The organism is Runella salmonicolor (genome assembly GCF_024158025.1).
GTDB classification, from domain to species: domain Bacteria; phylum Bacteroidota; class Bacteroidia; order Cytophagales; family Spirosomataceae; genus Runella; species Runella salmonicolor.
On sequence record NZ_JAMZEL010000002.1, the window covers coordinates 159,912 to 174,339 of the forward strand.

The 14,428-nt window shown below is 45.5% G+C and carries 13 protein-coding genes; 4 read left to right on the forward strand and 9 right to left on the reverse strand.

The features are described from left to right. Nucleotide 1: 1 nt before the first annotated feature. Genes NCI00_RS06475 through NCI00_RS29495 form a run of 3 tightly spaced genes read right to left on the reverse strand, consistent with a single transcriptional unit; the run spans nucleotide 2 to nucleotide 3,415 of the window. A complete protein-coding gene (locus NCI00_RS06475) occupies nucleotides 2-775 on the reverse strand; it encodes a LytR/AlgR family response regulator transcription factor (protein ID WP_253526162.1) in 774 nt (257 codons plus the stop codon). Beyond that, the gene (locus NCI00_RS06480; RefSeq protein WP_253526163.1) at nucleotides 756-1,844 is read right to left on the reverse strand and encodes a sensor histidine kinase; all 1,089 of its coding nucleotides are present in this window, start codon (nucleotides 1,842-1,844) and stop codon (nucleotides 756-758) included. Before NCI00_RS06480 ends, NCI00_RS06475 begins: the two co-directional genes overlap by 20 nt. Next, entirely contained in the window at nucleotides 1,841-3,415 is a 1,575-nt protein-coding gene (locus NCI00_RS29495) for a sensor histidine kinase (protein ID WP_253526164.1), read from the reverse strand. The genes NCI00_RS06480 and NCI00_RS29495 overlap by 4 nt, the downstream gene beginning before the upstream one ends. 264 nt (nucleotides 3,416-3,679) lie before the next feature. Here NCI00_RS29495 and NCI00_RS06490 point away from each other — a divergent pair, with 264 nt between their 5' ends. After that, on the forward strand, nucleotides 3,680-4,762 hold the full coding sequence (locus tag NCI00_RS06490) for a Gfo/Idh/MocA family protein (protein WP_253526165.1): 1,083 nt from the start codon (nucleotides 3,680-3,682) through the stop codon (nucleotides 4,760-4,762). Between the two features lie 50 nt (nucleotides 4,763-4,812). On the opposite strand, the gene NCI00_RS06495 is transcribed toward NCI00_RS06490, so the two are convergent. The 5 genes from NCI00_RS06495 to NCI00_RS06515 form a co-directional block, all read right to left on the reverse strand. Continuing rightward, the gene (locus NCI00_RS06495; protein WP_253526167.1) at nucleotides 4,813-5,589 is read right to left on the reverse strand and encodes a LytR/AlgR family response regulator transcription factor; all 777 of its coding nucleotides are present in this window, start codon (nucleotides 5,587-5,589) and stop codon (nucleotides 4,813-4,815) included. Continuing rightward, on the reverse strand, nucleotides 5,589-6,626 hold the full coding sequence (locus NCI00_RS06500; protein WP_253526169.1) for a sensor histidine kinase: 1,038 nt from the start codon (nucleotides 6,624-6,626) through the stop codon (nucleotides 5,589-5,591). Before NCI00_RS06500 ends, NCI00_RS06495 begins: the two co-directional genes overlap by 1 nt. Before the next feature lie 29 nt (nucleotides 6,627-6,655). Continuing rightward, nucleotides 6,656-7,843 carry a serine hydrolase domain-containing protein gene (locus NCI00_RS06505; RefSeq protein WP_253526171.1) on the reverse strand — a complete coding sequence of 396 codons (1,188 nt, stop codon included), beginning with the start codon at nucleotides 7,841-7,843 and terminating at the stop codon, nucleotides 6,656-6,658. 27 nt (nucleotides 7,844-7,870) lie between these two features. Beyond that, a complete protein-coding gene (locus tag NCI00_RS06510) occupies nucleotides 7,871-8,449 on the reverse strand; it encodes a hypothetical protein (RefSeq protein WP_253526173.1) in 579 nt (192 codons plus the stop codon). A 208-nt stretch (nucleotides 8,450-8,657) separates the two neighbouring features. Next, on the reverse strand, nucleotides 8,658-11,528 hold the full coding sequence (locus tag NCI00_RS06515; protein WP_253526175.1) for a PVC-type heme-binding CxxCH protein: 2,871 nt from the start codon (nucleotides 11,526-11,528) through the stop codon (nucleotides 8,658-8,660). Nucleotides 11,529-11,684: 156 nt separating this feature from the next. On the opposite strand from NCI00_RS06515, the gene NCI00_RS06520 reads away from it, so the two are divergent. From NCI00_RS06520 to NCI00_RS06530, 3 genes are all read left to right on the forward strand, one after another. Continuing rightward, complete coding sequence (locus NCI00_RS06520) at nucleotides 11,685-12,170, forward strand: peptide deformylase (protein ID WP_253526858.1); 486 nt, start codon at nucleotides 11,685-11,687, stop codon at nucleotides 12,168-12,170. A 155-nt stretch (nucleotides 12,171-12,325) separates the two neighbouring features. After that, nucleotides 12,326-13,105, forward strand: a complete 780-nt coding sequence (gene trpA, locus NCI00_RS06525) for a tryptophan synthase subunit alpha (protein ID WP_253526176.1) — start codon at nucleotides 12,326-12,328, stop codon at nucleotides 13,103-13,105. Between the two features lie 114 nt (nucleotides 13,106-13,219). Next, complete coding sequence (locus tag NCI00_RS06530; RefSeq protein WP_253526177.1) at nucleotides 13,220-13,933, forward strand: LolA family protein; 714 nt, start codon at nucleotides 13,220-13,222, stop codon at nucleotides 13,931-13,933. A gap of 25 nt (nucleotides 13,934-13,958) precedes the next feature. On the opposite strand, the gene NCI00_RS06535 is transcribed toward NCI00_RS06530, so the two are convergent. Next, nucleotides 13,959-14,294: a T9SS type A sorting domain-containing protein gene (locus NCI00_RS06535; protein ID WP_253526178.1), complete on the reverse strand. Its 336-nt coding sequence runs from the start codon at nucleotides 14,292-14,294 to the stop codon at nucleotides 13,959-13,961. Nucleotides 14,295-14,428: the final 134 nt, after the last annotated feature.

A 14,428-nucleotide genomic window follows, 5' to 3' on the forward strand; every position in this document is an offset into this window, starting at 1 on the left:
TTTATTTACCCATCCATTTTTTAAAATCACTCACCTTTTCCCGACTAACAATGGCTTCTTTCTCGAAGGTTGGGTGTAAATTCAGGGACAAACGATTGCCGAAATAAGGCTGAATCTGTTCGACGGCTTGGTGCGTAACAATGACGCTCCGGCTTATCCGAAAGAATTGGTGTGGGTCAAGGTTTCCCGCCAATTCGTCGAGGGTATATTCAACCAGAAATTTTTGATTGTTGTGCGTTTTGAAGAAGCTAAAGCGCTCATCGGTAAAGAAATACGCAATTTCTGACGTTTCGATGGACAACAATCTTTGGCCTTGTCGTACCAGAAATCGTTTCCGAAACTCAACGGGCTGCTGTTGCAACTGCAATTCTTTGATTAATTTTTCGATGCTAAACGGCACGCCCTCAGTCGGTTGGTTTCCGCGCAAATCACGCAATTTTTTCAGGCTCCGCTGTAAATCTTCCTTTTGTATCGGTTTTAGCAGATAATCAATGCTATTGACCTTAAAGGCCTGCAAAGCGTATTCATCGTAGGAGGTGGTAAAAATGACGGTACTCTGTACATTGACCTGTTCAAAAATTTCAAAACTTTGTCCGTCGGCCAATTCGATGTCCATAAAAATCAGATCGGGGGCGGGGTGGTTTTCTAGCCAATCGACCGATTCTTCAATACTTGCCGTGATGCCCACTACGGTGAGTGATGCGTCGGCCTCGGCAATGAGTTTTTGCAGTTTTTTGACGGCCAATTCTTCGTCTTCAACGATTAATACGTTCATGTTTCGTCGCAACAATTAGGGGTAATACAACAGTGAAAAACCCATCATGGTCAGTAATAACGGGTTTTGATTGGGTTAATAATTGATATTTGGCCATGATGTTTGACAGGCCGATTTGATTAGATGCTACGCGGGTATTTTTGCGTTGGAGGTTATTTCGAACTTGCAACAAATGACCGTCAAGTCCTGTTATCTCCAAATGCAAAGGACGGCTTGCCACAATGACGTTGTGCTTTACCGCATTTTCGACCAGTATTTGTAAGGTAAGAGGCGGGATTTGACAGGAATAAAAAGATTCTGGAATATTAACCTCCAAATGAATCCCGTTTCGGTAGCGGGTTTTGAGCAGGTGAAAATAAGATTCAATGAATTTGAGTTCATGAGTCAAACTAGTCAGGTCCCCCTGCGAATTTGTTTGCAGTAAATAGCGGTATACTTTGGCCATTTCGTCCACAAAAATCTCGGCCTGTGCGGGTTCATCGGCAATCAACGACGAAAGCGAATTCAAGCTGTTGAAGAGAAAATGCGGATTGACCTGACTTTTGAGGCTATCAAATCGGCTTTGTAGGTTTTCTTGTTGCAGTTTCTCTTTTTCAAGCGCGTTTTCTCGCCATTTATTGATCGAATATACCGTTTCGTCGATTCCCACCGAGAGGAGGTTTGCCCCGATATTCAGAATAAAAATTTGTATAGTGATGCGAGGATTGTGATTATAGCCAAACAGATGAAAATAATCGTACAAGAAAATGCCCCCCAGAATGAATATGGGAGTGACAATCATAAAGGTAAGTAGTAACCATCCTGCCCGTTTTTTTGTCTGGTTGAGGTCGGGGTACCGTTGAATGATTTGCTGCGTAAAATAATCGAGGGTAATGAGACAGGTCGCCGCAATGCTTAAGTTAAGGCTGGTAGCTGCAATGAAAACAAAGGGTTTGTTGAGATAGTCGGGGCCAACCATCCAAAAGGTAAGTAATGGAATAAACCACGAAAACAACAACAAAAAATGCAGTTTGGTCTGTTGGCGGATGCGAAAACCAGGCAGGGGAATATGCTTCAATGATAACTTCATTTATCTTCGCTGACGGTCAAATTGGGCAACAAGGGGAGGAGTACCGTAAAAGTTGTTCCGTTGTCAAATATGGAAACGGGCTCTACCGTCAAGAAGGTATATTTGCCCATTAGGTTGGTTAATTCGGCTTGCGGGTCTGCAATGCTGACCATTCGTTTTTGAATCGTGTGCTGAATCATTAATTGGCCTTCTTCGGTGCTTTGAATGAGTATATTCAGTGGTTTTTTGGCCGAAATTGTGTTGTTTTTCATGGCATTTTCAAGCAGCATTTGCAAGGTAAGGGGCGGCAAATAACCCGATTTTTCGTTATTGTCGACATCAATGGTGACTGAAATGCCATTTCCGTAGCGTATTTTGAGTAAAAAGACGTACGAATTGATAAAATTGATTTCTTTTTCGAGCGTGGTGAGTGGATTTTGGTGGGTTTGGAGCAAATACCGGTAGACTTTGGCCAGTTCATCCACAAACTTTTCGGCCTGTTTTACATCCTCCTGAATCAAGGAGGAAAGAGAGGTAAGGCTGTTAAATAAAAAATGCGGATTTACCTGCCCCTTCAGCGTGTCGTAGCGTCTTTGGAGTGCTTCATTTTTGAGGGTCTCTTTTTCGACCTGTTCTTGTTGCCACATGGATAAAGCGTAGAAATAACCGTGGGTGAGGCAAAGCAAAAAATCAAAACATAACCCCAACAGGATGAACGCTTTGGCCGTCATGATGGAAAATGTAACGCCAAATATGTCGATTTCACTAATGACCCACAACGAGCATACTACCGCCGTGGAAGAAACCGTTACCGTCAAGAAAAGCATTAACAATACCCGAAAAAGGGTTTGACGAAGAAGAGGAAATGTACGAATAGCCAGCCGAACCGACAACGTCAATAATACAGCGCAGGGTATGTATAGCATCACGACCAACGCGGAGCCAAGGCTGAGTAGCAATGGGTCGGACAGATAATTTGGCCCGATAATCAGGTAATTGGTCAACGGAACCAACATCAACAAGACCAAACCATGAAATCCCCATTCTAGCGGACTCACTCCCGACCACCATCCCTGATAAGTAAGCACCAAGCGGTCGTCTATTTTTGAAGACGAGTTGAGGGGCGGCGAGTTTGGGCGAGTGGCTTCAGCCTTTTTTCTTCGACAAGACTCCGCGTAAAACAAATTCAGGGCCGCGCAGATAAAAACGTCAAATACGGCTCCCAATATCCAAATCGGTTTTACTTTGGCCCAACTGAAAGGAATGGAAAGACGCGGGACTACGCTATACACCCACACATCAAAAATGGCCAATAGTCCCGTCAGCGCACCTACTACACCCATCATGATAAGGATGCGCCTAAGAATAAACTGTTCGGGAACAATGGCGAGCACTTTTCGAATGGCAATGGTCAGCAACACAATTGAAAACCAATAAAGCCCACAAATCACGACCGTACCCGCGATAAACGTATCAAGAGAACGGAAATAATCCATTCCGATGAAAAAATAATTGCCGATGGTAAACAGCAAGGGCATCATCAACAGATGATAGCGCCACTCAGCAGGTGAAAAAAAGCGGGGTCTAAACACGTTTAGGTTAAATTACATGATGTTGCCATAATGCATTGCGGGATGAAGATAAGCGGCAATTTCCTAAACACGGAAATCATCGGCCTTTATTTAGAGATTTTTGTGAATGAATTGAGAAAAACACCGCTTGAATTGTGAAAGAGCCTAAGCCGATGATTCTATTCGCTCTGAGGATGTCGGGAATTCAAACCCCCAAGAAATTGTAGTAGGTAAAGTACTAAGTTGTACTTTTACGGCAAGAATCATTTTCCTTTCAAACTATCTATGTCAACACTCAATAAACCCGTGCGCGTTCTGGTGGTAGGATGCGGAAACATGGGAGCCTCCCACGCAACGGCGTATCATAACGCCGAAGGTTTCGAAATCTGCGGAATCGTTTCAACCGGAAAAAGCAAGGAAGTCCTGAATGAAAAACTGGGCGGCGGCTATTCGCTTTTCTCAGATTATGCCGAAGCCCTGAAGGCTACAACCCCCGACGCGGTTTGTATCTCGACTTATCCTGACACCCACGAAGCGTTTGCGGTGATGGCCTTCGAGCACGGCTGTCACGTATTTATCGAAAAACCCGTTGCCGATACGGTCGAAGGCGCAAAACGCGTGGTAGCGGCGGCCGTTAAAGCCAATAAAAAACTCGTGGTGGGCTATATTTTGCGGCACCATCCGTCGTGGGAAAAATTTGTGGAACTGGCGCAAGAACTTGGTAAGCCTTTGGTCATGCGCATGAACCTCAACCAGCAAAGCCACGGCTACATGTGGGATGTACACCGTAATTTGATGAAAAGCCTCAGCCCAATTGTGGACTGCGGTGTTCATTACATCGACGTGATGTGTCAGATGACCCGTTCAAAACCCGTTTGGGTATCGGCCATCGGTGCCCGACTGACCGAGGAAATCCCCGCTGGAAATTATAATTACGGACAGTTGCAAATCCGTTTTGAAGATGGCTCTGTGGGTTGGTACGAAGCAGGCTGGGGCCCGATGATGAGCGAAACCGCCTTCTTCGTCAAAGACGTAGTGGGACCCAAAGGCTGTGTTTCTATCGTGGCCAAAGAAGCGGGCGGCAGCGGCAAATCTGACAATGTAGATGCGCATACCAAGACCGAATCTTTGCGTTTTCATCACGCCGAGTTGAACGAAAACAACCAGTTTGTCAAAGAAGATGAGTGGATAAACCTGACCGACGAGCCAGACCACCAGGAGCTTTGCAACCGCGAACAAAGCTATTTCTTAAAAGCCATCGTGGAAAACGTTGACTTGACTGACCACATGAACGACGCCGTCAACAGCCTCCAAATTGCATTTGCCTGCGACGAGTCTGTGCGTACGGGTGAAGTGGTAAGATTGTAATTCATAAAACTAAATTTTGAGGAGTGCGCTCAGTTAAGCGCACTCCTTTTTTATTCTCCCATCCACGCCCTAAACTCAGGCGCTTTGTAGCGACTGATGATTAATTCGTCTTCGGTGAGGGGTTTAAGCGTGATTTTGAGGCGACCGTTGAGATGAACCTGAATTTTGTCGATGGATTGCCGCGCCACCAAATACTGCCGAGTAGCCCTAAAAAATGCCTTAGGGTTCACCATCGTTTCCAATTCTTCAAGCGGATATTCAATCAAATACGAACGTTTATCGTGGGTTTTAACAAACGTAAGTCCTTCTTTACTTTCAAAATAAGCAATGTCGTCCACCCGTAGCGGCAACAGCTTAGTTCCTTGTTTGAGCAAAAAACGGTCGCGGTAATTGGGCCTGACGTGTTTCTGCGAGCTGAGCATTGCTTTCAATTCGTCCAAATTGAGGGTGTTTTCGAGAGCGCCGAACGTCTTTCGTAAGTGTTGAAATTTCCGTAGACTTTGTCGGAGCATTTCTTCTTCGATGGGTTTGAGCAAATAGTCAATGCTGTTTACTTTAAAGGCTTGAATGGCAAATTCGTCGTAGGCGGTGGTAAAAATAACGGGACATTTAAGCTGAATTTGATTGAATATCTCAAAACTTTGCCCGTCGGCCAACTCGATGTCCATGAGCGCCAAATCAGGTGCAGGATGCGTACGAAACCAATCTACGCTGCTTTCGACACTCTCTAGCATCGCCACTACTTCAATGTTGGCGTCAATTTCCGTGACCATCACTTTGAGGTGTTCGGCGGCCAATTCTTCATCTTCGATAATGACAACTTTCATTATTCTTGGGGTTTAATGAGCGGAATTCTGACGACATAATTTTCGGTGTCCTCGTACAAATCAATGGGCGGTAGTTGTAACAATTCGTATTTGGCGCTGATACTGACAAGCCCTTTTTTGGTGGTTGGCAGCGAGTCATTGTTTTTGCGTTGTAAATTATTCGATACCTGAATATAAGCATCTTCAACGCTTTCGATTTTGATGGTCAATGGATTTTGGCTTGACACCTTGTTGTGTTTGACCGCATTTTCCACCAAAAGCTGCAACGTCATGGGTGGGAGTTGGTAATTCTGCCATTGAGGGTTGACTTTTACTTCCAAATATAGCCCCTTGCTAAACCGGGTTTTGAGCAGACTGAAATAGGCGTGCATAAAATCAAGTTCTTTTTGGAGCGAAATAAGCGTCTGCTCGTTGCTTTGCAACAAATACCGATATACCTGCGACAAATCAGTAATAAACTTCATTGCCGTTTGGGTCTGTTGAGTTTTGACCAACGCCTGAAGGGCATTGAGGCTATTGAATAAAAAATGGGGTTTGACTTGATTTTTCAGCGAATCCAGCTGCATTTCCAAATTGGCACGGGCCAGTTCTTCCTTCTGCCGGTTGACGATGTTCCATTGCTGAAAAAAATAATGGCTTTCGTAGAGGGAATAAATGATGGTAAAGTTGAAAAAACTCAGTCCCGTCATAAACAAAACGTCGATGTCGGCGTCGGTGAGCGAGGTATTCTTATAAACCCAATATTTGAGGGCAATGACCCGACAACCCACTGCGACCACAGTTCCCGGAAACATCAGCGCAATGAGCGTTAAAATTCGTTTGCGGGTGTTGGGAATCCCCTGAAAACGTCGTCGTACCCGAAAGACCAAAAAACGCACCAAAATCCAAGTAAAATAGACCGAAAGTAGTCCAAAAATCAGAAATTTAAACGAAGGCACGACCCCATTGAACATGTTTAGATTAAAGAAAATCGTCGAAATTGTCCAGAGAGCTAAAGGGCCCAGTAAGAGTAATTTTCGGTCGTCGGGTCTATCCATGAGGGATTTTGGTGAGTTTAAAGTCGAGACTAATTCAGTTTTGAAACAAACCGACAAAGGTCAATTTTGGCATCGGTAGTTCGGAATAAATATTGCCCAAAAAGCTGCCGACCCGCATTGATGGAAATGAATAAATAAGTATCGGAAGCGGGCACGTATATCAATTGAGTCGTGGCCCCGATGTTGTCGCCTTCATGTCCGTAGGTGGGCACACCTTTGTTGTATTCAAAGTATTCCAACCCCAAACCATAGTCGGGCACCGTCGATTCTTTGCCTTTTATCCACGTTCGCATTTCGTTCAACGATGTTTGACTAACCACTTTTCCTGCGTTCAATGCTTCCAGAAATTTGATGGCATCGGTGCCGTTGGCGGCAATACCGCCGTAGCCTTCAATCGACTTGCCGATGGCGTTGTTCCATTGGGTGATATTTTCCAATTGTCCGTTGTTGTAGCGTTCAAAATAATAATTGGGAAAGCCTAATGTACGGATTTGTTGATCCGTAAGGCCATAGTACGTTTTGTTCAACGCCAACGGTTGCAAGATTTCTTCTTTTAAAAATTGTCCGTAAGGTTTGCCCGACAGTTTTTCGATAATCAGTTGCAATAATAAATAGTTGGTGTTAGAATACAAATAATCCGTACCCGGCTCAAAACGGGGTTTTTTATGGTAGGCCGTTTTCAGTTGTTCCAACAAGGGTTGTTGGTCAAAGGGGTTGTTAAATTGTCGTAGTTGAAACTCGGGCAACGACGTAAAATTGGGAAAACCAGAGCTGTGATTGAGCAGCATTCGAACCGTAATTTTGTCACTGTTGACGAGGTTTTGGGTAATATCAGCGGGTAAATACGTCGTAATGGGAGCGTCCAAGGCCACCAAGCCCCGTTCTTTCAGTTTCATGGTGAGCGCGGCGGTGTAGGTTTTTGTCAGGCTGTACAACCAAGCCACCATGTTGTCTTGCATGGGTGTTTTATCTTCAATTCGGGCGTAGCCACCGTTGACAACGTACCAACCCGCAGGGCTTTTGACCATGATCTGAATGCCTGGAACTCCCTTGGCAACGTGACGGTTGACGATGGCCGTCAGGGAGTCTTTCATGGGGTGCGCGGCATTGACGGCAATGGTGCCGGGGATGTTTGCCACCATGTCGTCATAGAGGTTTTTCTGGCAGGCGGTGGTGATAATTATGAGAAAAATAAATCCGATTAGGTGGTTTTTCATGTCTGTATGAATTTATAAAAATACTAATTAATGCTGTTTGGGGGCGTATTTTAACCCGACTAAAAAGGTAGAAGTAGGCATGGGAGTAAGGTCGGGAGTGTACCCAAAATGGACACCTAGTTGATAGGCAATGTAGGGTCTAAATTCTCCCTGAACGGTTGAGATACCCCGATAGCCCATGCTTAGCTGCAACGGTACCTGAATGACGCCTTTATAGGAGCGGCCATTTTTCCACTCCGAGTCCGTCCATTGGAGCGAACGCGAAGGATGGAACCACCACCGATACCCGCCGCCAATGCCGATTCCTAGTTCCAGATGATTTGCTACTACGGGAGTGTATTGAAACATTGCTTGAAGCGAAAGTGCATCGCCTTGGTACTTATGGCGGGCGTAGCCAATGCGGAGGGTAAGTCCGAGGGTTTGACGCGTATTGAATGACTGGTGAACACCCGCCATCACAACGGGTTGAGGATTGTTATACGAAAATCCTTTTAGCGGAACATGAAAGGCCTGAACGCCCGCTGATACATCAACCAGTGTTTGGTTTTGGGCTGAAAGTGAGGGTAATAGGCCAATTGATAAACAAAAGAGCAAAAAATATTTCATGGTGACTGTTGGTTAATTTGACACCACAAAATTTCATCTTTGCTTTTTTAGTCGCCAGCTTAGGCGGGGCGAATGGTTAATTGTACTACTTGAATTGTCGTATTTTTAAGGTGGCCGGTTTGGCTTAAATGCCCGCAAAAACTCCCCGTCTGACGGTTTGAAACCGTCGGACGGGGAGTTGGTTCGCTTTGTCAGACAGGGTAAAATGTTACTCTCCCGCTGGTAATTTCAATAGATAGCCAGTTAAGTCCGACAAATCCTTTTCTTTCAATCCCAACGATGAAGCCTCGGGCATGAGGCTGTTTTTGAGTTGTTTACGCGAAATGATGCTGGTGGCTTTAAGGCTCGTAGTTTGTCCAGCGGCGTCTTTCAGCACCACCGTTGCGCCATCTCCTACGAGAAATCCGTAATACGTATTTTTGTCTTTGGTTTGGATAATCCACGGCTCATACCCAAAGGCCAGCCCAGCACTGGGGTTGATGATGGCGTCGAGTAATCCATTTTTGTCAAACTTTTTATTAATCATGCTCAAATCGGGACCGATGTCTTTGCCGTCGGTCTCAAAACGGTGACAAGTAGCGCAGTTGGTTTGAAACAATTGCTTGCCTTTGATGACATCAGCAGGAAGACTGGCGGCCAAATTGACCGACAATCCTTTGCCACTGGGGCGCGGAAAATAGTCGCCCGCCATCATTCGGATGCTTCGGTCGGGGTTATTAAAAATAGCTTCCGCAATCACGGGTTTAAATTCTTTGGGGATTTTGGACTCTCCCGCCGCCGCTAATAAAAGCTGACCGCCGTAGAGATCGGAGGCGAGGGTCTTGGCGGCCATTTCGCGTTGTGGTTTGGCTACCGAGGTATCCATCATTATTTTTTGCCATTCGAGCATTTTCTTTTGAACGGGAGAAAGAACAGCCGCCGTAGCTTGCTGCCAGTTGATGAGGTCTTGCCAATCGTTGGTTTTACGGAAATTTACCCAATAAAACGCCTGCTCCGACACATCTTTCAACGGGCTTTTAGATAATTCCAGCATCGTTAATGCGGCAGCTTTGTCTTTGATAAACGCAATGGCGGTGAGGGCTTGCTTGCGGTCAGCGGCTGATATTGCCTTGGCCGTGGCCCGAGTTCGTAAATCGCTCAGTGCGGCTTTAGGGTGCAGCCGCCACGCCAATTCTGCCTGTTTGGGTGTCCAGCCGATGGGGTCTTTGGGCCAACTTGGGCGAATATCCTTGTAAAATGTTTCTTCTTTTCCGTCGGCCCCAATCCCCAAGGCTTCCAAAAAGTAGCGGTCTCCGCCGTCAAAAGCGGTAAATAACGCTTTGAGTTTTTCTTTGGATTGTTCGTAAGGAACATCGCGGAGCGAAATGGCCATTTCGCGTAAAAGCCCACTCCCTAAACTTTTTTGAACAGAAAAATTGCTAGGGTTTAATGCCCTAAACGCCGTTATTCTTAGGTTTTCGTCTTTGCTTTCTTTTAACACCTTTTCGGCCTCCGCTTTTCCTTGGTCACCCAACTGGGCCAATAACCATACGGCCCTTGCCTGAATGAAAGGGTTGGGGTCATTCAAAAGCATTTTTACGGGCTGAACTACCTTTTCACCATGTGCTTTCAAAGCCACGAATCCAAGGTTACGGACGTTGATTGCGGGGTTTTTGAGCGCCTCAATCTGTCCGTCAATGCTTGAAAGGTCGAATTTAGGCGTGGTTAATTTCTTGCCTTTGGGGGTAATGCGGTAGATGCGGCCGTAGCCTTTTTTATCGTGCATGGCGTGCCCTCCCACAATGGGGTCGTACCAGTCGGCTACGTAGATGGCACCGTCGGGACCAGTAGCGGAGTCGCTGGGGCGGAACCATTTGCGCTTATCTACGCCCGTGTCGTTCCATACATAATGGGCTTCTACTTTAGGAAATGAACTGATGAAATCAACGCGTTTGCTCATGTCATAGCCTGCGCCTTTGGGTTGTGGCCAATATGCCCACACCACGTTTCGGCCTGCTTCGCAGCTCAGTACGGTGCCTCGGTATTTTGCGCCCAACGCATCCCCTTCGTACACGAGCATACCCGTGGGAGAGCCTGCCCCCGTGTTGTCGCCCGCTACCAGTACGCCAGGGTCTTCTTGGTGCCAATGCGCCGTAAACATGTCTTGGTCGGGACGGCGGTCTGCCTGCCAAGTGCGCGTACCGTCGGCGCTGAAATAGCCCGCATTCGACCCCTCCATCACCCAGCTTGTACGACACGTAACCACTTGGTCGTCGTTGTCATTTTGCCAATAATTCCCGTAGCTGTCAATCGCGATTTCGTAACTATTGCGAAAATTATGCGCCATCACTTTCAGTCCTGTGCCGTCGGGATTCATTCTTAAGGCCAAGCCACCTACCCACACGCGCCCGTCGTCGCTTTTTTGATTCCCCTGATTTTTGTCGTTGTAGGGCGTTCCGCCCGTATAAATACTGCCCGAACGCAGGTTCCAGCCGCTTTTATCTTTTACGTTGTGGGGGCCTGCATTGCCCGTATTAAAATGCCATCGGCCGTCGGGGCCAGCGGTGAGAGAGTGGAGCGAATGGTCGTGGTCAAGCCCCCCAAAACCCGTTAAGAAGATTTCTTTTTTATCGGGAACATCATCGCCATTTTCGTCGGTGTACATGATGATATTGGGGGCGCAGCTCACAATGATTTTATTGCCAATGACCCCAATGCCGAGCGGTGCTACCAAATCTTTGTCCTGTACAAAAACCTTTGATTTGTCGGCTTTGCCATCCCCATCCGTATCTTCCAGAATGACCACGCGGTCGCCTTGGTCAAAGTGGAGTTTTTTATCGGGTTTGTTGTTGAATTCGCGATAATTGACCGCCTCCGTTATCCAAACCCTTCCTTTGGCATCAATGTCCATGTTGGTTGGATTATAAAATAACGGTGCCTCCGCCCACAACGTGGCCTCTAAATCATCGGGAACAAACACTTGATTGGAATCAGATGGCGACTCTGCACGGTATTCGTTTTGGAGTGTATTGGTTCCTGTAAACGAAAGAACCGAGACCAAACTCATGGCAACAATGATTTTCAAAGGCGCATTTGGCATCTTAACAAACGGTTTTGAGGTTGTAAAATTAAAAGTACACATTCTGGTAAAATATACTCTTAACTTATTATAAAGAGTGTGCGAAAAGTATATTTTTTTGAATAGGATTGTGGCTATTTGTGTAAATTGCCCACCATGTAGCATTTTGATAGAATGATGAAAACCTTAGCCGATTTACTTTTATTAGGCGACCCTCGTTTGTACGAAACCTGTTCGCCAATTTTACCCGAAGAAAAGCCCTTGGTGAAAGGCTGGGTGGCCGATTTGCACAATGTGATGCAGGAAGTACGCGCCAAATACGGTTTTGGTCGGGCCATTGCGGCGCCGCAATTGGGCATCATGAAACGCTTGATTTACATGAATATCGACAAACCAGTGGTTTTTATTAATCCTGAATTGACCCATCTCAGCGATGAGATGTTTGAATTGTGGGACGATTGCATGAGCTTCCCCAACTTGTTGGTCAAAGTGAAACGTCATAAGTCGCTTACCATAAAGTACTTGGATGAAAACTGGCAGTCCCGTGAGTGGATAATGGACGATAGCAGTCTGTCTGAATTGCTACAACACGAATATGATCACCTCGATGGTGTTTTGTGCACTATGCGGGCCATTGATGATAAATCGTTTCGGTGGCGGTAGTTTTTTGCAAAAAAAGTAAACCACAGAACGTTGGTTAAACTTTGGCTATGGGCGTATAAAAAATTACTTTTGCCGCAGCGTGTTGTTGATTAGTAACCAAAACTACGTTTCTAATGCTCCGCTGATAAGTAACCAATCCCAATTTTAAGAACTCCATGAATCGCATCGTCTCTCTTTTTCAACACCATCCGAACCATAACCTTAACGTTTATTTTACGGCAGGTTTTCCCAAATTGGAAGATACTCGCCGCATTTTAAAGTCACTTCAAGACGCAGGGGCCGACCTCGTCGAAATCGGAATGCCTTATTCTGACCCCGTTGCCGACGGTGAAACCATTCAAATCAGTAACCAACAAGCGCTCGAAAATGGAATGAGTGTCAAAAAGTTGTTTGACCAACTCCGCAACATGCGCGAAGAGATAAAATTGCCCGTGTTACTGATGGGATACATCAACCCAGTGCTTCAGTTTGGGGTGGAGAATTTTTGCCAGCAGTGCGCTGAGGTGGGGGTAGATGGACTAATTTTGCCAGATATGCCCGTAGACGAATACCTCGAAACGTACAAGCCCATTTTTGATCAATATGGTATATTAAATATATTCCTAATCACGCCTCAAACGTCGGACAAACGTATTCGTCAGATTGACGAGAATAGCGCAGGGTTTATTTACATGGTTTCTTCGGCCAGCGTAACAGGTTCTCAAACGGGCGTGACGCACGACATGGAAGCGTATTTTGCCAGGGTGAACGCCATGAATTTGCGCAATCCTCGTTTGATTGGCTTTGGTATCAAAGACCACGAAACCTTCGTAACCGCCTGTCAGCACGCCGCTGGTGCGATTATTGGGAGTGCCTTTATTCGGGTTTTGCAACAAAATGAAAACTTAGAGGAAGCAATTACTACATACGTTTCGAGTGTAAAGCAAGGTTTATAAGTCCATCTGACTGAGAGAAATGACCGTTCATCCAATTTTTTAAAGTTCTTATTTTTGCTCACCATTTTCGCTTTACCTTTCGTCCAAAATTGACATTTTAACCGTTGTAAAGACATGAAAAAACTAGTTGTGATAGTTGCGCTACTCGCAAGTACCGCGTTGACAGTGATGGCCCAAAGTGCCGAAGAGATTCTGGACAAGTCAATTCAGGCGCGGGGAGGAGCCGAAAAACTCAATAGCCTCAAATCTCTGCGCATGGAAGGGACAGTCAGTGTGATGGGTATGGAAATCCCGACAAAATCGGTCATTATGCATAGACGTGGAATGAGAAATGAAATGGAAGCCATGGGGCAGTCTATTATCATGGCAATAGACGGAGAAAAGGGCTGGATGATCAATCCAATGGCTGGTCCAGAACCCACACCTTTGCCCGAAGAACAATTGAAGGCGTCGGTAAGCCAACTTGATTTATCAGGAATTACCAATTACAAATCTTCAGGTACCAAAACTGAGCTTTTGGGCAAAGAAACCCTTGATGGCACGGAAGTATATAAAGTAAAAATGGTTTCGAAAGATGGGATGAGCATGACGCATTCTATTGACACCAAAAACTTTAACATCATCAGAACGGCCATTAAAGTTAATGTGAGTGGACAAGATGTAGAGGTAGAAACCAAAATGTCAAACTATAAGGTCTTTGATGGAATTTCATTCCCTACAACCACGGAAATCAACAATCCTCAGGCGGGCGTTATCATGACCACAATCACAAAAGTGGAGATAAACCCAACCATCGACGAAAGTGTGTTTGTGATGCCTAAAAAATAATTACTTGAAGTTTGGTGGTCGAAAACTATTTGACCACCACTCTTCTGACCAATACCTTGTCGAGTTTTTCGTAGCGAATCAAGTAAGTGCCTGAGGGGACGCTGTTGAGCGTGGTTTCAAAAAAATGTCTTCCAGGCGGAAAAAGGTCATCGGCAATTGTGCGTATCATTTCTCCCTCCAGGTTGACCATTTTGAGGCTGATACGGGCGGGTAATTTCATGCCGATTTCGACGGTAAGCAGTTCGTAAGCAGGGTTGGGATAAGCTTTGAAGTACTCATATTCAGGGGTAATATCTGTAACAGAAGCTGATTTGGGATATAAATAGCATACAGAATGGGTGCTTTTCTCTACTAATGGCAAAGAAAAGGGGGAGAAAAAAGATATTAAAATAAATAGCACCAATCCCTTCATACTAACTGGAATTTATACCTTAACAAGCGCTAAGTTAAGATATTTATACCTTAAAATGAAGTGAATGGTATATTTTCAAACAA

What these genes read in the sequence shown, in the direction of transcription:
- NCI00_RS06475 (WP_253526162.1), bottom strand. Translation starts at nt 775, where the DNA reads ATGAACGTATTAATCGTTGAAGACGAAGAATTGGCCGTCAAAAAACTG.
- NCI00_RS06480 (WP_253526163.1), bottom strand. Translation starts at nt 1,844, where the DNA reads ATGAAGTTATCATTGAAGCATATTCCCCTGCCTGGTTTTCGCATCCGC.
- NCI00_RS06490 (WP_253526165.1), top strand. Translation starts at nt 3,680, where the DNA reads ATGTCAACACTCAATAAACCCGTGCGCGTTCTGGTGGTAGGATGCGGA.
- NCI00_RS06495 (WP_253526167.1), bottom strand. Translation starts at nt 5,589, where the DNA reads ATGAAAGTTGTCATTATCGAAGATGAAGAATTGGCCGCCGAACACCTC.
- NCI00_RS06500 (WP_253526169.1), bottom strand. Translation starts at nt 6,626, where the DNA reads ATGGATAGACCCGACGACCGAAAATTACTCTTACTGGGCCCTTTAGCT.
- NCI00_RS06505 (WP_253526171.1), bottom strand. Translation starts at nt 7,843, where the DNA reads ATGAAAAACCACCTAATCGGATTTATTTTTCTCATAATTATCACCACC.
- NCI00_RS06510 (WP_253526173.1), bottom strand. Translation starts at nt 8,449, where the DNA reads ATGAAATATTTTTTGCTCTTTTGTTTATCAATTGGCCTATTACCCTCA.
- NCI00_RS06515 (WP_253526175.1), bottom strand. Translation starts at nt 11,528, where the DNA reads ATGCCAAATGCGCCTTTGAAAATCATTGTTGCCATGAGTTTGGTCTCG.
- NCI00_RS06520 (WP_253526858.1), top strand. Translation starts at nt 11,685, where the DNA reads ATGAAAACCTTAGCCGATTTACTTTTATTAGGCGACCCTCGTTTGTAC.
- trpA (WP_253526176.1), top strand. Translation starts at nt 12,326, where the DNA reads ATGAATCGCATCGTCTCTCTTTTTCAACACCATCCGAACCATAACCTT.
- NCI00_RS06530 (WP_253526177.1), top strand. Translation starts at nt 13,220, where the DNA reads ATGAAAAAACTAGTTGTGATAGTTGCGCTACTCGCAAGTACCGCGTTG.